The organism is Xinfangfangia pollutisoli (assembly GCF_020179405.1).
GTDB classification, from domain to species: Bacteria; Pseudomonadota; Alphaproteobacteria; order Rhodobacterales; family Rhodobacteraceae; genus Pseudogemmobacter; species Pseudogemmobacter pollutisoli.
In genome coordinates this window covers 1-21666 of sequence record NZ_JAICBZ010000044.1, presented here as the reverse complement: position 1 = coordinate 21666, position 21666 = coordinate 1, and the positions used below count along the sequence as shown (strand labels likewise).

General features: G+C 66.4%; 21 protein-coding genes. 12 read left to right on the top strand and 9 right to left on the bottom strand.

Annotated elements, in window-relative coordinates:
* Positions 1–38: 38 nt before the first annotated feature.
* Positions 39–1481, bottom strand: a complete 1443-nt coding sequence (locus tag K1Y73_RS13425; RefSeq protein WP_225028814.1) for an FAD-dependent oxidoreductase — start codon at positions 1479–1481, stop codon at positions 39–41.
* A gap of 210 nt (positions 1482–1691) precedes the next feature.
* Between K1Y73_RS13425 and K1Y73_RS13420 the strand changes: the two genes are divergently transcribed.
* Complete coding sequence (locus K1Y73_RS13420; protein ID WP_225028813.1) at positions 1692–2474, top strand: Stf0 family sulfotransferase; 783 nt, start codon at positions 1692–1694, stop codon at positions 2472–2474.
* A 17-nt stretch (positions 2475–2491) separates the two neighbouring features.
* Here K1Y73_RS13420 and rpiA read toward each other — a convergent pair whose 3' ends face one another.
* Positions 2492–3277, bottom strand: a complete 786-nt coding sequence (gene rpiA / locus K1Y73_RS13415) for a ribose-5-phosphate isomerase RpiA (RefSeq protein ID WP_225028812.1) — start codon at positions 3275–3277, stop codon at positions 2492–2494.
* Positions 3278–3566: 289 nt separating this feature from the next.
* Here rpiA and K1Y73_RS13410 point away from each other — a divergent pair, with 289 nt between their 5' ends.
* The 5 genes from K1Y73_RS13410 (at position 3567) to K1Y73_RS13390 (ending at position 8090) form a co-directional block, all read left to right on the top strand.
* Positions 3567–4238 (top strand): glutathione S-transferase family protein, encoded by a 672-nt coding sequence (locus K1Y73_RS13410; RefSeq protein WP_225028811.1) that lies wholly within the window; start codon positions 3567–3569, stop codon positions 4236–4238.
* Between the two features lie 153 nt (positions 4239–4391).
* On the top strand, positions 4392–5771 hold the full coding sequence (locus K1Y73_RS13405; protein WP_225028810.1) for an L-serine ammonia-lyase: 1380 nt from the start codon (positions 4392–4394) through the stop codon (positions 5769–5771).
* Positions 5772–6041: 270 nt separating this feature from the next.
* Positions 6042–6683 (top strand): GcrA family cell cycle regulator, encoded by a 642-nt coding sequence (locus K1Y73_RS13400; protein WP_225028809.1) that lies wholly within the window; start codon positions 6042–6044, stop codon positions 6681–6683.
* Positions 6684–6972: 289 nt separating this feature from the next.
* Entirely contained in the window at positions 6973–7332 is a 360-nt protein-coding gene (locus tag K1Y73_RS13395) for a diacylglycerol kinase (RefSeq protein ID WP_225028808.1), read from the top strand.
* A 380-nt stretch (positions 7333–7712) separates the two neighbouring features.
* Positions 7713–8090, top strand: a complete 378-nt coding sequence (locus K1Y73_RS13390; protein WP_225028807.1) for a PRC-barrel domain-containing protein — start codon at positions 7713–7715, stop codon at positions 8088–8090.
* A 150-nt stretch (positions 8091–8240) separates the two neighbouring features.
* On the opposite strand, the gene arsJ is transcribed toward K1Y73_RS13390, so the two are convergent.
* From arsJ to K1Y73_RS13375, 3 genes are read right to left on the bottom strand one after another with little or no spacing between them, the layout of a single operon-like run.
* Positions 8241–9554 (bottom strand): organoarsenical effux MFS transporter ArsJ, encoded by a 1314-nt coding sequence (gene arsJ, locus K1Y73_RS13385; RefSeq protein ID WP_225028806.1) that lies wholly within the window; start codon positions 9552–9554, stop codon positions 8241–8243.
* Positions 9551–10561, bottom strand: coding sequence for an ArsJ-associated glyceraldehyde-3-phosphate dehydrogenase (locus K1Y73_RS13380; protein ID WP_225028805.1), 1011 nt, complete (start codon positions 10559–10561; stop codon positions 9551–9553). The genes arsJ and K1Y73_RS13380 overlap by 4 nt, the downstream gene beginning before the upstream one ends.
* Before the next feature lie 4 nt (positions 10562–10565).
* Complete coding sequence (locus K1Y73_RS13375) at positions 10566–11420, bottom strand: arsenate reductase/protein-tyrosine-phosphatase family protein (RefSeq protein WP_225028804.1); 855 nt, start codon at positions 11418–11420, stop codon at positions 10566–10568.
* 175 nt (positions 11421–11595) lie between these two features.
* On the opposite strand from K1Y73_RS13375, the gene K1Y73_RS13370 reads away from it, so the two are divergent.
* Positions 11596–11997 carry an OsmC family protein gene (locus K1Y73_RS13370; RefSeq protein ID WP_225028803.1) on the top strand — a complete coding sequence of 134 codons (402 nt, stop codon included), beginning with the start codon at positions 11596–11598 and terminating at the stop codon, positions 11995–11997.
* Positions 11998–12241: 244 nt separating this feature from the next.
* Here K1Y73_RS13370 and K1Y73_RS13365 read toward each other — a convergent pair whose 3' ends face one another.
* Together K1Y73_RS13365 and K1Y73_RS13360 are read right to left on the bottom strand one after the other, a co-directional pair.
* A complete protein-coding gene (locus tag K1Y73_RS13365; RefSeq protein WP_225028802.1) occupies positions 12242–12646 on the bottom strand; it encodes a hypothetical protein in 405 nt (134 codons plus the stop codon).
* 28 nt (positions 12647–12674) lie between these two features.
* On the bottom strand, positions 12675–13184 hold the full coding sequence (locus K1Y73_RS13360; RefSeq protein ID WP_225028801.1) for a hypothetical protein: 510 nt from the start codon (positions 13182–13184) through the stop codon (positions 12675–12677).
* Between the two features lie 69 nt (positions 13185–13253).
* Here K1Y73_RS13360 and K1Y73_RS13355 point away from each other — a divergent pair, with 69 nt between their 5' ends.
* Positions 13254–14075, top strand: a complete 822-nt coding sequence (locus K1Y73_RS13355; RefSeq protein WP_225028800.1) for an AraC family transcriptional regulator — start codon at positions 13254–13256, stop codon at positions 14073–14075.
* Between the two features lie 383 nt (positions 14076–14458).
* Positions 14459–15361: a LysR family transcriptional regulator gene (locus K1Y73_RS13350; protein WP_225028799.1), complete on the top strand. Its 903-nt coding sequence runs from the start codon at positions 14459–14461 to the stop codon at positions 15359–15361.
* Between the two features lie 45 nt (positions 15362–15406).
* On the opposite strand, the gene K1Y73_RS13345 is transcribed toward K1Y73_RS13350, so the two are convergent.
* Both K1Y73_RS13345 and K1Y73_RS13340 read right to left on the bottom strand, forming a co-directional pair.
* Complete coding sequence (locus K1Y73_RS13345) at positions 15407–16411, bottom strand: aldo/keto reductase (protein ID WP_225028798.1); 1005 nt, start codon at positions 16409–16411, stop codon at positions 15407–15409.
* Positions 16412–16530: 119 nt separating this feature from the next.
* The gene (locus K1Y73_RS13340) at positions 16531–17511 is read right to left on the bottom strand and encodes an AraC family transcriptional regulator (protein ID WP_225028797.1); all 981 of its coding nucleotides are present in this window, start codon (positions 17509–17511) and stop codon (positions 16531–16533) included.
* 244 nt (positions 17512–17755) lie between these two features.
* On the opposite strand from K1Y73_RS13340, the gene K1Y73_RS13335 reads away from it, so the two are divergent.
* The 3 genes from K1Y73_RS13335 (at position 17756) to K1Y73_RS13325 (ending at position 21429) form a co-directional block, all read left to right on the top strand.
* Positions 17756–18502 carry an alpha/beta fold hydrolase gene (locus K1Y73_RS13335; protein WP_225028796.1) on the top strand — a complete coding sequence of 249 codons (747 nt, stop codon included), beginning with the start codon at positions 17756–17758 and terminating at the stop codon, positions 18500–18502.
* Positions 18503–18587: 85 nt separating this feature from the next.
* Complete coding sequence (locus tag K1Y73_RS13330; protein WP_225028795.1) at positions 18588–18821, top strand: 2TM domain-containing protein; 234 nt, start codon at positions 18588–18590, stop codon at positions 18819–18821.
* A gap of 436 nt (positions 18822–19257) precedes the next feature.
* Positions 19258–21429: a hypothetical protein gene (locus K1Y73_RS13325; protein ID WP_225028794.1), complete on the top strand. Its 2172-nt coding sequence runs from the start codon at positions 19258–19260 to the stop codon at positions 21427–21429.
* Positions 21430–21666 lie beyond the last annotated feature (237 nt).

Below are 21666 nucleotides of genomic sequence, written 5' to 3'. Positions count from 1 at the left end.
TCGGAATTGTGCATCCCGCGCGAGAATTCAAGCGCGCATCAGCCCTTTCGCACCGGCTGGCGCATCGTCACCATCTCTTCGGCCATGGTCGGATGCACCGCCACGGTCCGGTCGAAATCCTCTTTCGTGGCGCCCATCTTCACCGCGATGGCGGCCAGCTGGATCATTTCGCCCGCATCGGGCGCGACGATATGACACCCCAGAACCTTCCGCGTGGCCTGCGACACGATCAGTTTCATCAGCACTCGGTCCGACGCCCCGGCAAAGGCGCTGCGCATCGGGCGGAACGAGGTGGCATAGACCTCGATCGGTTCCTGCGCCCGCGCCGCTTCCTCGGTCAGCCCGACGCTGCCCAGTTCGGGCTGGGTGAAGACCGCGCTGGGCACCAGATCATGGTCCACCGCCGTGGGCAGGCCCTCGAAGACGGTGCGCGAAAACGCCATGCCCTCGCGGATCGCGACCGGGGTCAGGTTGATGCGGTCGGTCACATCGCCGATCGCGTAGATCGAGGGCACGGCGGTCTGGCTATAGGCATCCACCACGATCTCGCCGCGGCGGCCCAGCTGGACGCCCAGGTCTTCCAGCCCCAGCCCCGCCGTGTTCGGCCGGCGGCCGGTGGCGAACAGCACCGCGTCAAAGGTGGTTTCCGTGCCATTCGTGGCCTTGACCCAGATCGGCCCGCCCCGTTTGCCCTGCGGCGCGCGGGTCTCGCCCACCGGGGCGCCCATCACGCCGCCCGTTTCGGTGCCGGTCAGGCTGTGATCGGCGCCCGCCTCGGCCATCTCGACGATAGTCGTGCCGCAATGCAGGTTCACCCCGCGTGCCTTCATCGCCTCGGCCACCAGCCCGCGCGCCTCGTCATCGAAGCCGCGCAGGATCTGCGCGCCGCGGTAATACTGCGTCACCTCGACGCCCAGCCCCTGCAGGATGCAGGCCATTTCGCAGGCGATGAAGCCACCGCCGACGACCAGGATGCTGCGCGGCAGCTTGTCCATCAGGAAGATGTCGTCCGAGACCATGCCCAGCTCGGCGCCCGGCAGATCCGGCCGCTCGGCCCAGCCGCCGGTGGCGACCAGAACATGTTTCGCGGTGAAGCGCTGGCCGTCGGCCAGTTCGACCGTATGGGCATCGGCCAGCCGCGCCCTTTGGTCGTGAATCGCAATGCCCGAGCCCTCCAGCAGCCGGCGATAGACGCCTTCCAGCCGGTCAAGTTCGGCATGCAGCTTGGGGCGGAACGCCGTCCAGTCGAAGGCGCCGTCGGGCATGTCCCAGCCATAGGCCCGCGCCTCGGCCGGCATCTCGCGGAACGAACTGGCGAAGACCATCAGCTTCTTCGGCACGCAGCCGCGGATCACGCAGGTGCCGCCCATGCGGCTGGCCTCGGCCAGCGCGACCCTGGCGCCCGTTGCCGCCGCCATCCGCGCCGCGCGCACCCCGCCCGAGCCGCCGCCGATGACGAAAAGGTCAAGATCGAATGTCATCCATCATCCTCATCAAGGGTTGTCCGGGTATCCCACAGCGCCCCCCGAAAGGCCAGAGCGGCGTGCCGCGCCCCGCCCCCGTCGCCCTTGCCCCCGTCGCCCCTGCAGGACGCAGGGCGCAGGCCGCCAGGGCGGCCAAGCCGGCCCCGCCCGTTGCGCAGGCCCGCCCCCCGGCCTAGGCTGCGGCGGCACCACTGGCTGGATCCCGCAATGCCCGCGCCTTACGACTGCTATCTTCTGTGCAGCACGCCCCGCAGCGGCAGCACGCTTCTGTGTGATCTGCTGGCCGCGACCGCGGGCGCCGGCACGCCGGATTCCTTCTTCATGGCCGATGTCGATCCGGTCTGGGCCGCCGAATGGGGCCTGCCGCCCGAGACCGACCGGGGCACGCCTTCCCATGCCCGCGCCATGCTGGCCGCGGCGCGCACGGCCGGCCGGGGCGCGGGCGATATCTGCGGCATCCGGCTGATGCAGGACAGTCTTGCCCGTCTGATGGCGCTGATCGACCTGGCGCATCCCGGCCAGGCCTGCGATCTCGACCGGCTGCAGGCGGCATTCGGGCGGGTGCTGTGCATCCATCTGACCCGGCCCAACAAACTGGCCCAGGCGATCTCGCTGGTGAAGGCCGAACAGACCGGCCTGTGGCATGCGGCCCCCGACGGGACCGAGGTGGAACGCCTGGCCCCGCCCCAGCCGCCCGCCTATGACTTCGCCCGGATCAAGGCCCGGCTCGACGGGCTGGAGCGGGCCGAGGCCGCCTGGCGGGCCTGGTTCCGCGATCAGCGGATCACGCCCCTGACCATCGACTATGACGCGCTGTCAGCCCGGCCCGCGGCCGCGGTTCACCGGATCTGCGTGGCACTGGGGCTGCCTGCGCCGCCTGATGCGCTGCGCCCGGGTCTGGCCCGGCTTGCCGATGCGGTCAGCCGCGACTGGCACGCCCGCTTCCGCGCCGAGATACGCGCCGAAACGCGGGCAGAACACGGCGCCTGACGGCGCCCCCCGCCCGGTCAGTCGAGATCGGCGAAGATATTGTCTGACGGCGCGAAATAGATCTGGTCGTCCTCGACCCGCCCGGTGTTCACGTCGCGGACGGACACCTTGCCCGAGGCCTCGCCGATCACCACGATGTCGCAGATGTCGATGAACAGCCCGTTTTCCACCACGCCCGGGATCTGGTTCAGCACCAGCGCCAGTTGCCGCGCATTGCCGATCCGGTTCAGATGCAGGTCCAGGATGTAATTCGCCTCATCCGTCACCAAGGGACGGTCGCCGTTCATCCGCAGCGTCACGTCGCGGCCCATCACCTCCATCGAGACCAGCGTCTCCTCGACCAGCGCCTTGGTCGTCTGCCAGCCGAAGGGGATCACCTCGACCGGCAGCGGGAAGGCGCCCAGCTGGGTGACTTCCTTCGCGGCATCGGCGATCACGATCATCTGGTCCGAGGCGGTGGCGACGATCTTTTCCTGCAGCAGCGCCGCGCCGCCGCCCTTGATCAGGTTCAGGTTCGGGTCGAATTCATCGGCGCCGTCGATGGTCAGGTCCAGCCATTTCACATCGTCCAGGCTGCTGACCGGAATGCCCAGGCTTGCCGCCAGTTCCGCCGTGCGCCGGCTTGTCGGCACGCCCACCACCCGCAGGCCTTCCTCGCGCATCCGCTCGGCCAGGCAGCGCACCATCCAGGCCGCGGTCGAGCCGGTGCCAAGCCCCAGCTTCATCCCGTTTTCCACGAATTCCACCGCGCGCTTGGCCGCGACGAACTTGGCCTTGTCGATGGGGTTCAGATCGGCGGGCATGATCGGTCTCCGGCAGGAAGGCGGTCCCCGGGGCTTAGCGCAAAGCCCCCCGAAGGGCGAGAGGCTTTTGCCGGCCCCGCCCCCGCAGCCCGCCCCGCAGCCCTGCCCGAAGCGCAGCCGAACCGCCGCGAAACGCGGCCCGGACCCCGGCCTTTTCCGACCCCTGAACCAGCGCCCCCGGCGACCGCCGGACATTCTTTTCCCCAGACTCGCCCTGCGGATGATTGCAGGGGATGACAGCCCGTTCCATTTGGTGCAAGTTGGCATCAAAAGTATACAGAGCATAGCCATGCTTCGGCTCCATCACTCCCCCGATACTGCCGCAACCATTCTGCGCCTCGTCGCCAGAGAGGCCGGAATTGCGCTTGATATCGTGTCGATCGACCGGCGCGCGGGGGGGCTCGACTCGCCCGCCTATCGGGCGCTGAACCCCACGGGAACGATTCCCGTGCTGGAAACGCCGCAGGGGCCGGTCTCGGAAACCGGCGCCGCGCTTCTGTGGCTGGCCGAGACCTACGGGCTTGGCCCCGCGCCCGGCACGCCGAACCGGCCGGCCTTTCTGAAATGGCTTTTCTTCCTGTCGAACACGCTGCATGCCGATCTGATCCGGATGATCCGGCCCTGGCGGCATGTCGACCCGGAAGGCGAGCCGGCGATGATCACGCTGGCCGCGGCCCGGATCCTGAATTCGCTGGGGCTGATCGAGGCTGCGATGCGGCGCACGCCCGAACTGTTCCCGCCCCTGGGCCCGCTTTCGGCCTATCTGGTGGTGCTGACCCGCTGGGCGGCGCAATATCCGGCCGAGCATGTGACCTGGTTCCATCTCGACGCCTTCCCCGGTCTGGCCGAACATGCGGCAAAGGCCGAGGCACGGCCGGCCGCCGTGGCGATTGCGGCCGAGGAAGATCTGGGCCACCGGCCCTTCACCGCCCCGCCGCGGGGCGAGATCCCCTCGCGCTGAGCCGATCGGGGCGGCCCGGCGCGCGTGGCCCGCACGCGGTGCCGCGCCGGCCCATCCTGCGGCTGACGCCACCGCCCCCGGCAGTGTCGCTTTCCGCCTTTCACCGCGCGGCGGGCCGGGCCATGGTGCAGCCTCAGCGCGAGGAGACCCGCCATGTTCCTTTCCGTCTTCGACATGTTCAAGGTCGGCATCGGCCCCTCGTCCAGCCATACGATGGGCCCGATGGTCGCGGCCGCGCGCTTTCTGGACCTGCTGCGCGCCTCGCCCTTCCAGGCCCATGGCCTGCGCGCGGCATTGCACGGCTCCTTGGCCTTCACCGGCGTCGGCCATGCCACCGACCGCGCCACGATTCTGGGCCTGGCGGGCTTTGCCCCCGAAACCTATGACGCCGAGAAGGCCGAAGCGGCACTGCAGGCGATCCGCGAGACGAAGCAGATCACCGCGCCCGGCCTGCCGGTTCTGGCCTTCGATCCGACCAAGGATCTGTTGTTCGACTATGGCCCCGCCCTGCCCGGCCATGCCAATGGCATGGTGCTGCGCGCGACCGACGCCCAGGGCGACGTGATCCTGGAAGAGACCTATTATTCGATCGGCGGCGGTTTCGTGCTGACCGCGGCCGAACTGGCCGAGGCCGGCGGCGCCAAGGCCCGCGCCCGGGCCGATGTGCCCTATCCGTTCGAAAGCGGCGCCGAGATGCTGGCGATGGCCAGGGATTCGGGCCTGTCGATTGCGGCGATGAAACGCGCCAACGAGCTGAAATTCCGCTCGGCCACCGAGCTGGACCGCGGCATGGCCCGGATCTGGGAGGTGATGAACGCCTGCATCAGCCGCGGCATGAAGGGCGAAGGCATCCTGCCCGGCGGGCTGAAGGTGCGCAGGCGCGCAAAGGGCATTCACGACGCGCTGCTGGCCGAACGCGGGCTGAACCTGGTCGCGCCGCATGTGATCAACGACTGGATGAGCCTCTACGCCATGGCGGTGAACGAGGAAAACGCCGCCGGCGGCCAGGTGGTGACGGCGCCGACCAATGGCGCGGCCGGCGTGGTGCCCGCCGTGATCCGCTATTGGCTGGACCATGTGCCCGGCGCCTCGCCCGCGCGGGTGGGCGAGTTCCTGCTGACCGCCGCCGCGATCGGCGGGCTGGCCAAGCACAATGCCAGCATCTCGGGCGCCGAATGCGGCTGTCAGGCCGAAGTGGGCAGCGCCGCGGCCATGGCGGCGGCAGGTCTGGCCGCCGTTCTGGGCGGCACGCCGGAACAGGTGGAAAACGCTGCGGAAATCGCGCTGGAACATCACCTTGGCATGACCTGCGACCCGGTGAAGGGCCTGGTGCAGGTGCCCTGCATCGAACGCAACGGGCTGGGGGCGATCAAGGCGGTCTCGGCCGCCTCGCTTTCGCTGCGGGGCGACGGGCAGCATCTGGTCAGCCTGGACGCCTGTATCGAGACGATGCGCCAGACCGGCCATGACATGCACGAGAAATACAAGGAAACCTCGCTGGGCGGGCTGGCGGTCAACGTGCCGAACTGCTGAACCCGCCGGGGGGCCAGCCCCCCGGCCCCCCCGGGATATTTCTGCAGAGAGGAAGGCAGCAGAAGAACCGGGTCTCGCCTTCCTCTCTGCCCAAATATCCCCGCGCGGCGCGCAGCCCGAGCCGGTTGGCCGCAGGCCAGAGGCGAGAGCAAGACTTGCGGCGCAGCCGCGCAATGCCCACATGCCTTCCACTGGCGCTGCAGCCGCCCTTGCGGCCCCCTGCCCCGAACCGCTACAATGCGCCGATCATCTATACAGGCGGAGAGACAGATGTCCTGGACGGACGAGCGCGTCGAGACGCTCAAGCGCATGTGGGCCGAAGGCCAGTCGGCCAGCCAGATCGCCAAGGAACTGGGCGGCGTCACGCGCAATGCCGTGATCGGCAAGGTGCATCGCCTGGGCCTGTCGAACCGTGTCGGCGGCAGCGAGGAAGAGGAAAAGCCGGCCGCCCCCGCGCGCGCCGAGCCATCGGCCCCGCCCCGGGCCGAGGCGCCGGCCGCCGCGCCGACCGCCCCCCCGCCGCCGCGCCCCGAGCCGGCCGCCGCGCAGCCCCGCGCCAGCGCGGCCGAACGTCCGGCGGCCCCCGCCGCGGCCGCGGCGCCGGCCTCGAATGTCACGCCGCTGCCGCTGCGCAAGGCGATCGTGCCGGCCGGCCAGCCGCTGCCGCCCCAGCCCGGGCTGAACGAGATCAGCCCCGAAGCGCTGGCCTCGGTGCGCGAAGTGGAAAAGCGCGCCCGCAAGCTGACGCTGATGGAACTGACCGAGCGCACCTGCAAATGGCCGATCGGCGACCCCGCGACCGAGGATTTCTGGTTCTGCGGCCTGCCCTCTCTGCCCGGCAAACCCTATTGCGAGGCCCATGTCGGCGTCGCCTTCCAACCGATGAGTGCCCGCCGGGATCGTCGCCGCTAGGCGACGAGGCCCGGCATTGCACTTGGCTTCGGGATCGTCGCCGCTAGGCGACGGGCCCCGGCATCGCGCTTACAGCCCCGCCTGGCTCTGGCGGCGCCCCCGGAGGGGTTTTGCACCCCTCCGGACCTCCCCGCAGGATATTTATGCAGAGAGGAAGGGGGCAAAGCGCGGCCCGGCTCTTCTTGGTTCAAGGTCTCGCGCAGCGCCGCCGATGCCGGCTCGACGCGGCCGGGTCGCCTCGCTAGGCTGCACCGGCCGGGTTGAGGGGCCGGCCGTGTTGGGAGGCGCGATGGAATTCGTCAAGTCCGAGGCCCGCAGGCTGGCCAAGACCTGCATCTGGTCCTGGGCCGGCTGGCGCGCCGCCTGGCGCAGCGAGAAGACCCTGCGGCAATGGACCCTGGCCAATGCGCTTTCCGCCCTGCTGGCCTTCACGCTGGATCTGAGCCCGGCCGAGCGCGCGGTGATCCTGGGGCTGGGGCTGATGGTGCTGGTCGCCGAACTGCTGAACACCGCCATCGAGGAAGTGGTCGATTACATCTCGACCGAAACGCATCCCCGCGCCGCCAAGGCCAAGGATTGCGGCAGCGCCGCCGTTGCGGTGGCGGCCATTGCCGCGGGATTGGCCTGGGCGGTGATCCTGCTGGGCTAAACCTGTGCCGGCCGGGCCAGAGCCCAAGGCTGCAGCGACGGATCGGGAAAGCGCATCCGATCCCCGGGCGAAAGGCCCGACGGAACGTTCCCCCGGAAGGACCAGCATTCTCGCGACTGGGGACCGCGAGGGCAGGGGTGGGAAACGTCGGACCGGATGCCCTTCCGTTGCAGCCGAGCCGCCGCCTGTCGTCAAGGCTCTGACCGCACCGAAAGCCCTGGGGTAGGGATTTCCAGACCCTCAAATCCGCCCCTTCCCCGCCACCGGCGGGTTTTGGCCGGTTGCGCCGCGGGGCGGCCCCGGGCGGCGGAACTGTCGCGGGGGCAGCGGCGTTTTCCCGGCAAGACCGCAGTTCTGCGGCCGAACCCTAGGAGGAAGACATGCAACAGGAAGCTCAGATCACCCCCGGCGCCCACCCCGCCACGGCGCTTGTGTCCAGCTCGGACGTGAACGGCACCGATGTCTACAGCCCGTCCGGCGACCATCTGGGCCAGATCGACCATCTGATGATCGACAAGGTCTCGGGCCGGATCGCCTATGCCGTGATGCGCTTCGGCGGCTTCCTGGGATTTGGCGAAGGCGCCCATCCGATCCCGTGGAAGAAGCTGCGCTATGACGTGACGCGCGAAGGCTATGTCACCGACATCACCAAAGAGCAGCTGGAAGGCGCACCGCAAAGCCCCGATGACTGGCGCGTGAGCCGCGACTATGACCGTCGCGCCTATGACTATTACGGCATCCCGCCCTATTGGCTGTGATGCTGCGCCCCTGCGCGCAAGGGGCGGCCCCCGGCGCTTGTCGCCGGGGGCACCGACCTGTCCAGGGGCACCCTTCGCAAGGCGCCTTGCGCGGGGCCCCGGGCCAGAGGCCCCGCTCCCCGCGCCAGCCCCCTTCTGTGGGCTGAGCCGTCAGGCGCCGGGCAGCCGGCGCATCACGGCGAAGCTGGCCAGCGCCATCAGCCCCGATGTGGCCAGGCACAGCGGCAGGCCGCCGATCTGGTAGCTGAGCCCTGACAGCAAGGTGCCGATCAGCCGGCCCGCGGCATTGGCCATGTAGTAGAAGCCGACATCCCGGGTGATCCGCTCGGCCGATCCGAAGGCCAGGATCAGGTAGGAATGCGCCGAGGAATTGACGGCGAAGACGAAGCCGAACAGCAGCAGCCCGCCGATGAGCCCCGCGGTCAGCCAGGACCCGGGCAGCCAGTGCAGGGGTGCGCCCGCGGCCCAGGCCGCCGCGGCAAGCAGGAAGGGGATCGGCACCAGCCGCCCCGCCCAGCGCGCCGCCTGCGCGGCGATCTGCGCCTCGTCCCGCCGTCTTGCGCCCAGAAGGCGCGGCGCCGCGGCCTGCACGGCGCCGTAAAGGATGATCCACAGCGCCAGAAACCCGCCGATGGCAAAGAAGGCCGCGCGCCGCCCCGGCTCGGTCCCGTCCGACAGGACGGACTGGAAATAGACCGGAATGCCGACAACGAACCACACATCCCGGGCGCCGAACAGGAACAGCCGCGCCAGCGCCAGCCGGTTGACCCGCGGATCGGTGGCGCGCCAGCCGCCCCAGGCCTCGTCCGGCTTCATCCGCCCCGGCAGGCCCGAGGGCAGGAACAGCGCGACCGCGATCAGGATCGCCGCCAGACCCGCGGCCATGATCCACAGCGCCGCGGTGAAGCCCGCCAGCGCCAGCAGCGCCGCACCCAGGAAGAAGCCCAGCCCCTTGATCGCATTCTTCGACCCGGTCAGCGCCGCGACCCAGCGGAACAGCCCTCCCGCCTCGGCCGGCGCCAAGAGCTTGACCGCCGATTTCGACGACATCTTGGCCAGATCCTTGGCCACGCCCGACAGGCCCTGCACCGCCATCACGAAGCCGACCGAGACCGCGACCGTCCAGGTCGGGTCGAGCTGCGTCAGCGCAGCCAGCGCGGCGATCTGCAGCGCCAGCCCGCCATAGAGCGTGGCCGCCAGCCCGAAGCGCGCGGCAAGCCAGCCGGCGGCCAGATTGGTGGCAATGCCCGCCGCCTCGTACAGCAGGAACAGCCAGGCCAGTTGCACCGGCGAGAAGCCCAGCGCGTTGAACTGCAGCAGCACCAGCATGCGCAAGGCGCCATCCGACAGCATGAAGGCCCAATAGGCCGCCGTCACCGCCCCATAGGCGCGCAGCGGATGGGTCGCCCCCCCGCCTGCCCCGCCCCCTGCCGTGCCGCCTGTCGCGGACCCTGCCCCGCTCATCGCCGCACCGCCGCCACCAGCCGCGCCAGATCGACCATGCGGCAGGCATAGGCCCATTCATTGTCATACCAGGCGTAGATCTTCACCTGCGTGCCGGCGATGACCATCGTCGAGGGCCCGTCCACGATGGCCGAGCGCGGGTCGTTCAGGAAATCCGACGACACAAGCGGCCGGTTCTCCAGCCCCAGAATGCCCTGCAGCGGGCCTTCCGCGGCGGCGGCGAACAGCGCGTTCACCTCGTCCGCGCTGGTCGTGCGGGACAGTTCGAAGACGCAATCGGTGAGCGAGGCGTTCAGCAGCGGCACCCGCACCGCATGGCCGTTCAGCCGGCCCGCCAGTTCGGGATAGATCAGCGCAATGGCGCTGGCGCTACCGGTCGTCGTCGGGATCAGGTTGGTAAGGGCCGAGCGCGCCCGGCGCATGTCCTTGGCCGGCCGGTCGACCAGGGTCTGGGTATTCGTCACATCGTGAATGGTGGTGATCGCGCCATGGCGGATGCCCAGGCCTTCATGGATCACCTTCACCACCGGGGCGAGGCAGTTTGTGGTGCAGGAGGCGGCGGTCAGCAGGCGCTGCGTGCCGTCATAGGCCTGGTGGTTGACCCCATAGACCAGGTTCAGCGCCGCCACATCCTTGACCGGCGCCGAGACGATCACCGTGCCGACCCCGGCGGCCAGATAGGGCGCCAGCCGGGCGGTGGTCTTGAAGACGCCGGTGCAGTCCAGGACCAGATCGACACCGTGCTGCGCCAGCGCCAGATCCTCGATCGTCCGTGCCTGGGTCAGGGGAAGGCTTAGCCCTGCGATCTCCAGCCCCGCCGCGGCGGCGCGCACCGGCCGGGGCCAGCGGCCATGGACGGAATCGAATTCCATCAGCAGCGCGTGTTGCGCGGCATCGCCGACGGGATCGTTCAACAGCACGATCTGGTCGCCCATGCCTTCGTCGATCAGGCGGCGCAGCACGAGTTTTCCGATCCGGCCCAGGCCGTTCAGGGCAATGCGCGGCATGGGTCTAGCTCCGGTCGGCCGCGTCAAGCCCGATGGCATCGACGCGGGATTGCAGGGAAAGTCGGTTCAGGCTGCCCAGCGGCAGCGCCACGAAGGCCTGGATCCGGCGGCGCAGCGCGGCATAGGTCTGGGCGAAGACCAGCGCCTTTTCCGCCTCGGTGCCGACAGCCTTCACCGGGTCGGGCAGGCCCCAATGGCCGGTGATCGGCTGGCCCGGCCAGGGCGGGCATTCTTCGGCCGCGGCGGTGTCGCAGACGGTGAAGACGAAATCCATCACCGGCGCATCGGGGCGCTGGAACTCCGAGACATGTTTCGCGCGCAGACCGGCAAGGTCATGGCCGTTGCGCCGCAGGATCTCCAGCGCGAAGGGGTTCAGCGCGCTGCTGGGGCGCGTGCCGGCCGAATGGGCGCGGAACCGGCCCTGGCCCAGATCGCGCAGCAGGGCCTCGGCAAAGATCGAGCGGGCGGAATTTCCCGAACACAGGAACAGCACATCGACCGCGCGGTCGTTAAGGGCAAAGGTCATGAGGGGGGCATCCTTCGGTGCGGCAATCAGGGGGGCAAGAAGATCGGGGCGGGCGCGGCCCACATCCAGCGCGAGGTAGCCGATCAGCGCCTCGGTCACGTCCAGATCGACGCTGTAATGCAGCGACCGGCCCAGCCGCTGCGCGCCGATCAGCCCCGCCGCCGCCAGATCGGCCAGATGATGCGACAGGGTGTTCGGCTTCATCCCCAGCGCCGCCGCGATCTCGGTCGGGCGGACGCCCTGCGGGGCAAAGCGCATGAGCAGGCGGAACACGGCCAGCCGGCCGGGATGGCCGAGCGTGGCAAAGGCAGAGGCGGCGCAATTCGTTTCCATATTTCCTGAATAACGGAATTGATACGCCGGGTCGAATGAAGCTTTCATGACAGGCCGGCCCCTGCCCTGGCCTGCCGCCTGTCATGCGGCCACCGGCGCCGTTTCCGGCTGGCCCCGGACGAAAACAGGCCGCATGATCGGCGCAGATCACCTTCCCCAGCCGAAAGCCCCCGCGATGGACTACCGCCTCCACGCCCGCCGCATCGATGCCCATGGCAGCCTGGCGCTGGCCAAGGCCGCTGAAGTGACGCTTGACACCGATCTTGCCGGGCGCAGCGATGCGATGAACCCGGTGGAGCTGCTGCTGGCCGCGCTGGCGGCCTGCATGCTGAAAGGGATAGAGCGGGTGACGCCGATGCTGAAATTCCAGATCGACGGGGTGACGGTCGATCTGCAAGCGCTGCGGCAGGACGCCCCGCCCCGGCTGACGCTGATCCGCTACGAGATTGTGGTGGACAGCCGCGAAACCGACCAGCGGCTGGATCTTCTGCACCGCAATGTGCTGAAATACGGCACGATCTCGAACACGCTTTCCGCCGCCGTGCCGCTGCAGGGCGTGCTGCGCCGCAAGGCCTGACACGCCCGCCGTGGGAAGATCGCGCAGCCCGGGCCGCAGCATCGCGGACTTGCCCCGGGCCAGGTCTGCGGAAAGCAGTCGCGGGTGCCGCAGCCTTGGCTGGCAGATAGTCCTCAACCGCCAATGGCGGGCCATGCGGGATCGCGGAGGGCTCGATCCCTGCCGGATCGTCCTATCAACCGAGCCCTGGTCGACGGGGGAAAGCTGCCGGGCAATCTCTTCGCGTCGCCCGCCGGGCCGGTTGTCAGGCTGTTGCCGCGCGCCCCTGCCCGGTCAGCAGTTGCGCGGCCATATCCAGCGCCTCCTCGCGTGACGCGGCAAGGATCAGCGGATAGCCCCAGAATTTTCGGAACACCACACCGAAGGCCTTGAAGGTCACCCGCCGCGCGCCGCTTGGCTCGATCACGATCATCGCCAAGACCAGACGGCGCAACTCGGCCTTGTGCTTCTTCATCCACAGCGAGGTGCGCTTCTTTTCCTCGTGGCTGTGTTCGTGTTCGTCGGTCGGCGCGGAATCGGTCAGGATCACGAACGGCGCACCGCGCTGCAGATTGGCTTCAAGCGCCTCGAAATCCGCATCGTGGTCATGGTCGGGTTCCTGGTCGTAATTCATCCAGACCAGTGGGAAATGCGTGCTGTCCAAAGGCATGTATCGTCTCCTTGCCGGGATGAGGGGGTCAGGTCGCCCGGATGTGCCGCCACGACGCCAGCAGCGCGATCGCGCCCGGAAGGGTGACGCTCAGCAGTTCCAGGCCCACCAGATGGGTGCCGTCGCGCAAGCCATCCGCGACGCCGGCCAGCGTGCTGATCGCGACAAGACCTCCGCCGAGGATGAGCATGGCCCAGTCGGTCGCGCGCCGCGCCGCAAGGGCCAGCAGCGGCGGAAGGACCCAGGCGCCGTAAAAGACAGACACGCCCCACAGCGCCGAGGGGCCGAACGACATCGCCTGCATCGTCCCGCCGCTGCTGACGTAATCGTTCAGAAACGAGAAGGATTGGAGCGTGACGAAAATCACCGCGCCGACCGCAGGGACAAGCCATGAGAGGGCGAGGTCACCAGGTCTTTTTTCTGTCACGTCCACAGTCCTTTCCGATCTTTCCGACAGGCCACTGCCCTTCGGGAAGCGGACCAGCTTCAGCTGGCCGCCTGTACCTTCTGCCTGAAAGCAATAGATCAGCCGGCGCATGGCGTCATTGCGCAATCGCGTCTTTAGATGTATCAATCCGGCCATTGCGGAAATCACTGAAGGCCCTTGATGCATCTCGATATCCGCAGCGACTGGCTGTCCTATGTCGACGAGGTTCCCCGCGCGCTTGTCGCGGCCAATGCCGTTGCCAGTCTTGAAAGCCTGGAGCAATCGCCGCGGCACCAGCATCGGAAGGCGCAGCTGCTGCTGACGATCCGCGGCGTCATCAACTGCGAGGTTGACGATGCGGTCTGGATCGTTCCGCCGCAATGCGCCGTCTGGATACCGGGCGGGGTGCCGCATACGGTTTTCGGCTCGGGCGAGGTTGAATGCATTTCCCTATTCATCAGCCCGCCCGCGTTTTCGAACCTGCCCCAGGCCTGCGCCACGATCACGGTGTCGGACTTCTTCCGCCATCTGCTGATGCGGGCCAACGAACTTCCGGAACTATATGATGTCGACGGTCCGGACGGCCGCATCGTATCGGTCATCTTCGATGAGCTGGCCGCGGCACCGGTCGAGGACCTTCGCCTTCCGATCCCCGGCGATCCGCGCCTGAAGAAGCTTACCGACCTGTTGATCGCGGCGCCTGCGGATCATGCAAGCGTCGCGGAATGGGCCGCCCGCATCGCGGTAAGCGAGCGCAGCCTGAACCGCATGCTGGCGCAGCAGCTGGGGATGAGCTTCGGTCGCTGGCGCCGGCAGTTGCATGTCGTCCTGGCCTTGCGGCATCTGAGCGCCGGCAAGGCGGTCAAGACCGTCGCATTGGATCTGGGCTATGAAAGCGCCAGCAGCTTCGTGACCATGTTCCGGAAGATGGTGGGCAAGCCGCCGAGCCGCTATCTGCTTGAGCGGCATGGGGCCACGCCGCGCGGTCCCGTCGAGCGATAGGGACTGCCGGATTTTATCCCCTTCGCCGCGGGCGAAATGCCCGAGCGGGCCTCTGCCCCGCCTTGGGATCAGGATCCGTTGCGCCGACCGCTAGGCCCGCCACCGCAATTTCTGCGCGCGGTCCGATCCAAAGCGAAGCGCGCGCCAATGCGTGCAAGCGTCGCTTGGCATTTCAGCGCCGGATGGCTGCCCCAGAAGGCGCGGGGCTCGGCCAGCGCCGCCTCTTCGCCGCCGAAAGGGCCGTCTGCTGCCCCATGTGGCCACACAGGGCAGGCGCAGATGGGACGCCGGACTTCCCCGCCCGTTTGGAAAACCATTCACGGCCGCGCACGGTTGGCATAGATTTCGGCGCAAGCGACGGGAAACCCGATCACAGGTGAGGCATGGACAACCGCGCGGGCGAGATGGCGGTCTTTGTGCGGGTGGTGGAAGCCGGCAGCTTTTCCGAAGCGGCGCGGCTTTTGCACATGACGCCCTCGACCGTGTCGAAACTTGTTGCCCGGATCGAGGAACGGCTGGGCGTGCGGCTGGTGGAACGCTCGACCCGGGCGCTGACGCTGACGGCCGAGGGGCAGTTCTATTACGAACGCAGCCGCGACCTGCTGGGCCGGATCGAGGATACCGAACAGCAACTGACGCAAGGCGGGGCCGAGCCCGAGGGGCTGGTGCGGATCAATTCCTCGGTGTCCTTCGGCACCGCGGGGATAGAGCCGCTTCTGCCCGCCTTCTTTCAGCGCTACCCGAAGATCACGCTGGATCTGTCGCTGTCGGATGAGGTGGTGGATCTGTATCTCGAGCGCGCCGATGTGGCCTTCCGCGTCGGCAGGCTGGCCGATTCCAACCTGATGGCGCGCAAGATCGGCACGACCCGGCGGCGGATCGTCGGCGCGCCCGCCTATCTGGCGCGGGCGGGCACGCCGGTGCAGCCCGAGGATCTGGCCGCGCATAATTGCCTTGGCTTCAACTTCCGCCGGGCCAATCCGGTCTGGCCAATGCGCGAAAGCGGGCGGATCGTGGAACGGATGCTGACGGGAAGCCTGCTGGCCAACAATGCCGAGACGCTGCGGCGGGCCGCGCTGTCGGGTCTGGGGCTGGTGCGAGTGGCCGATTACCACCTGCGCGACCACATCGCCCGGGGCGAGCTGGTCGAGGTGCTGGCCGATAGCGCGCTGGTCGAGGAAGACGAGATCCACGCCGTCTACAAGGGGGCGGCCCACATGCCGGTGCGGCTGCGGGCCTTCCTTGATTTCTTCGTGCCGCGGTTGCAGCGGTTCCTGAACCCCTAGAGCCGGTCTTTCGACAAAACCGATCTCCCTGTTGTCGGACAGGCTCTAGCGGTCGATGGGCAGCGGCGCGTCGGCGTTCACCAGCCCCGCCTGCCGCAGATCGCGCCAGAAGGCATCCGGGATCACCTCGTCAAAGGCGGCCTGATCCTCGGCGATGCGGTCGGGCTTGCTGGCGCCCGGGATCACCGCCACCACCGCCGGATGCGCCAGCGAAAACTGCTGCCCCGCCGCCTTCATCGACACGCCGTGCCGGTCGGCGATGGATTTGATCCATTGCACCTTGTCGCGGATGGCGGGCGTGATCGGGGCGTATTCGAAATTCGGCCCGCCGACCAGCGCGCCCGAGCTGTAGGGCCCGCCGACGACGATCCCCAGCCCCTTCTCGGCCACCTGCGGCATCACGCGTTGCAGGGCGCGGTCGTGGTCAAGCAGCGTGTAGCGCCCGGCCAGCAGGAAGACATCGGGGCGCGGCTCTTCAAGACCCAGCAGCAGCTCGATGGGTTCCACCCGGTTCACGCCCAGACCCCAGCCCTTGATCACGCCTTCGTCGCGCAGCCGGTCCAGGGCGCGGAAGGCGCCCTTCCGGGCGGTCTCGAACACCGACAACCACTCGTCGCCGTAGAAATCCTGCGCCACGTCATGCACGAAGGCCAGGTCGATATGGTCGGTGCCCAGCCGCTTCAGGCTGTCCTCGATCGACCGCAGGGTGCCGTCATGGCTGTAGTCGTTCACCACCCGGTTCGGGCGGCCATGGCTGAACACCCTGTCCTTCTCGCGGAGGACGGAGTCTTCCACCTCGTCCAGCACCACGCGGCCGACCTTGGTGCTGATCGCGTAATCGGCGCGGTTCCTGCCCGCCAGCGCCTGACCCAACCGGATTTCGGCCAGGCCCGCGCCATAGAAGGGCGCGGTGTCGAAAAAGCGGATGCCGCTGTCCCAGGCGGCGGCGACCGTCGCCTGCGCCTCGGCCTCGGGGATGGCGCGGAACATGTTGCCCAAGGGGGCCGAGCCAAAGCCGATGCGGCCGTGAAGGATGTCTTGCAGTGCCATTGTCATTCTCCTGATCTGCCGGCCGTCGCGGCCCTGGCGTCTGAGGAAAGGTTTACCCCCGGCAGCGAAATCGCATTAGCCACCCCGTGATCGCACGAGTTTGGAACCGAATTCACAACTCAGCCAAGGCTGCCGCGCGTCTTCGCTGGCGGATGGCCGAACTGCGCCTTGTAGGCCCGGCTGAAGGCGGCTTCTGACTCATAGCCGATCTGGCGGCCGATCTCGCTGACCCGCGCATCGCTGCGCTGAAGCATCTGATGCGCCAGAAGCAGCCGCCAGCGCGTCTGGTAATGCAGGGGCGGCGCGCCGATCAGCAGCGCAAAGCGCTCGGCAAAGCTGGAACGTGACATGCCCGCCAGATGTGCCAGTTCGCCGACGCTGCGGATGTGGAAGGGCGCATCGTGAATGGCCTTCAGCACCCGGGCGATGCGCGGATCGGCCAGCGCCCCCAGCCAACCGCGATCCTCGGGCGTGGCGCCGCGCACCCAAAGGCGCATCGCCTGGATCACCAGCGCGTCGATCAGTCGCTCGGCAAGCACGGCCACCCCGGCGCGGGCCTCGCGCGTCTCGGCCAGCAGAATGCGGGCGAGGTCGGCCAGCCAGTCGCCGCCCGCGCTGCCCGCCGGGATATGGATGAAGGGCGGCAGCACCGCCAGCATCGACGACAGGTTGTCCCCCTGGAACCGGAAGGTCGCGGTGACAAGGCGGGTGGTCGCGCCCTCGCCCGGCAGGTGCAGCCTGCCGCCGGTCTGATGGCGCGCCAGCGCCACGGCAAGCGGCATCGACGCGGCGTCGCCCGCGCCGATCACATGCGCGCTTTCCTGTGGCAGCAGGATGAGGTCACCGGCGCGGACCAGCGCCTTGCGGCCGTCGGCCGCGGTCACCAGGGCCTCGCCCGTCTCGACCAGATGCAGACAGGCCGCGCCGGCGGCGAAGGACAGCGCCCAGGGCGCCGCCAGGTCCGCCGCAAAGACCCGCACAGCCCCCAGCCGGATCAGGCCAAGGATCTGGGACAGGAAATCGTCGCTCAGCCCGGTGGCAGAGGCCGGATCGCCGGATTCCAGGGCAAGTCTTCCCGAGCTGCGGTCATGGTCCGGCATGCGCTCTTGCCCTAATTTCTCCTCACCGAACGCAGGATACCCCAAGAAAACCGGGGCGAAACGCAAAATCGGAAGCTTCAACCCGGCCAGGGACCGGCGGCAGGCAAGTTTGCCGATCGTCCAGAGCCCGCCAAGCCCTGCGCCCTGCGCAAAGTCGAAGATCTGAAACCCGAACCCGGCCAAAAGCCCGCGGCAAGCGATTTGCCGGACGGATGCCCCTTGGCCAAACCATGGAGACTGACCAATGAAACATACCCTTTCCGCCCTGCTGATCGGCACCGCGCTGATCGGTACCGGCGCGGCCCAGGCCGAAGACGGCCCACGCAACATCGTTCTGGTACACGGCGCCTTCGCCGATGAATCGAGCTGGGACAAGGTGGCCGTGATCCTGACCAACCGCGGCTACACCGTCACCCAGGTCGCCAACCCGCTGACCTCGCTGGACGAAGACGTGGCCGCGACCAGGGCCGCGCTGGATGCGCAGGACGGCCCGACGGTGCTTGTCGGCCATTCCTGGGGCGGCGTGGTGATCGGCGAGGCGGGCAACCACGCCAATGTCGTCTCGCTTGTCTATGTCTCGGCCTTCGCGCCGGACCGGGGCGAGTCGCTGACCGCGCTTCTGTCGGCCGGCGCGCCCAGCGAAGGGTCGCAAGCCATCCGCCCGAACGATCAGGGCGGGCTGGTCTTCGACCCCGCGGCCTTCCCGGCGCTTTTCGCCGGCGACCTGCCGCTGACCGAAGCCAAGGCGATGGCGGCGGCCCAGCTGCCCTCGAACCCGGCCAATTTCGAGGCCGTGGCCGAAGTCGCCGCCTGGCATGACAAGCCCAGCTTCTATGTCGTGACCACCGCCGACCGCGTGCTGCCGGCCGGTGCCCAGCATTTCTTCGCCGACCGGATCGGCGCCCAGGTCACCGAGATCGCCGCCAGCCATGCCGGCCTTGTCTCGCAGCCCCAAGCCGTCGCCGACGCCATCGAGGCGGCGACGCGCTGATCCCGGGGGATGACCGGCACCCTGTCGGCGCCCCTAACCTCAACCCCAACCCAACCCGCAACCCTGCATCCCATCGGAGATCGACATGACCACCCTGACTGCCGCCGAACAGGCCCCGCGCACCCCCGCCCAACGCGAATTGGGTTTCCGCATCCACGCTTTGGTCTTCGTGCCGGTGATCCTGGCACAGATCATCCTCAACGCCCTGACCGGCGGCTACGCCTGGTCGCTGTGGTCGCTGGCCGGCTGGAGCATCGGCCTTGCCGCCCACTGGTTCTTTGTCCTCGGCCCCGGCGCCCGGCACAACCGCAAGCGCTGAAACCCGAAAAGGCCCCAACCGCAAGCCCCCCACGGCCAGCGCCGTGGGGGCGTTTTCATGCCGGAAGACCGACAGATCCCGCCCAAGGCCACACCGCCGAACGCCGGAAAGCGCGGCGTTGCGGCAGCAGGTCCAGGCCGCACGGCGACAGGCATTTGCCCCGGACCTGCCGCTCTGCGCCGAACTCGTGGACGAGCCGCGATCACGACGAGGGGGGCGGGGAGCGGCCTTGCGGCAGTGCGGCGCACAGCCGCAACATTTTGCGTTAGGTCACATTCAAGTGCGCGCGCTTTCAGACGCAAGCCCTAAGACAGGACCAACTGCTCCTCCGCTCTAGCGCCTATTGAGCCGTTCAAACGAGATGAGAAATTTGCTTTGCGCCGAGGTTCATTTGGTGCTGAGGTAGCCCCAACGCACGCAACCGGTAAATTCCACCATGTCCGATCAACTTATCTCGCTGTCTATCGACAATATCTCCACAACAGACTTCGAGATATGGGTGCAAAAGGTCCTGCAAGTCACTGAAGGGTATCAGTTTGAACCGACCGGCGGGATGCACGATGGAGGACAGGATGGCTTTATTCGTGCCATTCAGGGCTCCACTGACCACTTTATTCAGATTTCAAAGCAGGAAGACACTCGCAAAAAGCTACGGAAGACCATTGAAGACATTCGCAAAACTCGTACAATCAAGCGCCTTATCTACGTTACAAGTCAGAACGAATCACAGCGCGACATGCTTGAAGCGACGTGGAGCAAGGAGTTTGGTGTCAGGATTGAAATACGTGACCGCCGGTGGTTATTAATCCATGCTAGTCTGTACGATGAGCTTGAAAACTCACTGTATGGCTACGTCCGCAGTTTGATCGATGGCCTGCAGCGGGCCGGTACTGTCAGGCGGGAGCTGAACTATGCCGACCGCCTTAGCATTTTGACCTATTTGGAGGCGGAAGCGCACTCCCTTCCCGCTTCGGAGAATTTTCAGAACCTATGCCTAGATACAATCATTTATGATTGCCTGATTGGGACAAACCCACAAGAAGGAGTCTTCAAGACCCTCGAAGTGATAAAGACGGAGTTGGGGAAAAGCAGTCCAAAGGTAGTTTCAAAGGCTCCCGCATCAGTTCCGGAGCGACTGGATTTCTTGTCCTCGAAAAGTAATCTGCCTCGTATTAGAAAGCATCCAGGTGACAAGTATGCCCTACCATACGAGGTTCGGAACCAATTCGACAGTGGCAACTTGACGCTGAAGACACGGGAAGATGCATTTATCGCCAGCATTTCCAGACGCGTTGACGAAGAATGTAAAGAGAAAAATGATACCTTACGGGATCATATTGTACCTGCAGTACGGTTCGCCATTGTCGAAACGTTTCGGCGGCAAGCGATGAATTTCGCAAAATCGTTTTCTGAGATTTCGTCCGAGCCAAACATAGAAGTTTTCTCGATATTTAACTTGTATTTTGAATCGGCCTCGGTGCCGCTGGAACTTATTGAGGAATCCAAGGAGTCAGCTTCCAACGTCTTTCGACGCGTCTGTTACTCGTCCAATCAGGACGAGCGGGAGTACCTAGAGCTACTCTTGAAGTATTTTTCCGTTAAATTCGTTATGGACGGAGACATCGCGGTCACACAGTATTTTTCGGAGATGGCGAAGCGCCTGAGGATTTACCTCGGCACTGACATTATTGTTAGGTGCCTATCGGAAACATTCGTGCGAGTCGGCAGCAGAGGTATGACCAATGCGCTTACGACGCTTCAATCGGCGGGCGTCAAGCTTAATATAACACGACAAGTAGTGAACGAAACATTCAGCCACATCCATGCGACATATCTGACTTTCCGCAACGACTATGAAAGCTGGTACAGGTTGGGCGATCTGGAGGCAGTTAAAAACTGCGAACGGATACTTATTCGAGCGTTCTTCTACGCATACTTCGAGCCAGAAGGGCATACACGAAGACCGCGCGATTGGAGTGACTTCCTCAACCAGATTGGCAATGCCTCTTGGTTCACGGATCCCAAGCGAAACATTGACGACTTCGGGTCTTTCCTTGTCGATAAGTTCGGTTTCGAATTTACGGAACTTGAAGAGTTGACGACGAAGATCGACAACTCCCTCGCTGAAGCCATTGCCGCCGATATATTAGCGGCTCGTGATAAGGAGAGCACGTCTGGAAACCAAATACTTGCGCTCAACGACGCCCAGATGGCTCTTTACATCAATTCTGAGCGGCTAGAGCGGAAGGAACGTATCACCAGCAATTTGTATGGATACGATACATGGTGGATGACAGAAGAAACCCGCGTTCTCAGGATTCTGAAGAAGCATGGGCAACATGATGACGTTGTTATGTTGCCGCAATTCCTGCTCAACCACTACATGCTCGATCCTTCACGACGGCGCTCCGCCCAGGAAAATGAGGCTATCACGCCGACAGTCTTTGGTTTGCGAATCACGGACCGTGTAGACCCCCGCGAAATGAAGAAGTTTCTGAAGGCCGTGGGCGAGTTCGCCGAACTTGACGAAGCTGCGGCTCGCGCGCGTATACGTAGCGCGGCAATCACCCTGAAGAAGAGCAGGACATCACGCAATAGTCTGAGCTGACCATTTTCTAAGATATTGCCTCTACATTTTTTTTGTTCTGAGACTACCTAGTTTGCAGGGTCTCCAATCGGCCGGTGGAAAAGCTGCGCCACGAACGAATGGCTGTTTAGAGGAACGCTTCCGTGTGATTGCGAGGCGTTCCGGAGGTCGGCTTTGGGCCGGTAATCCTCCCCGTTTTAACGGGGTGCAGCAGTAGACTTCAGGCAGCCATCTTCAGTTTCTGGGCGGGTGTGATGC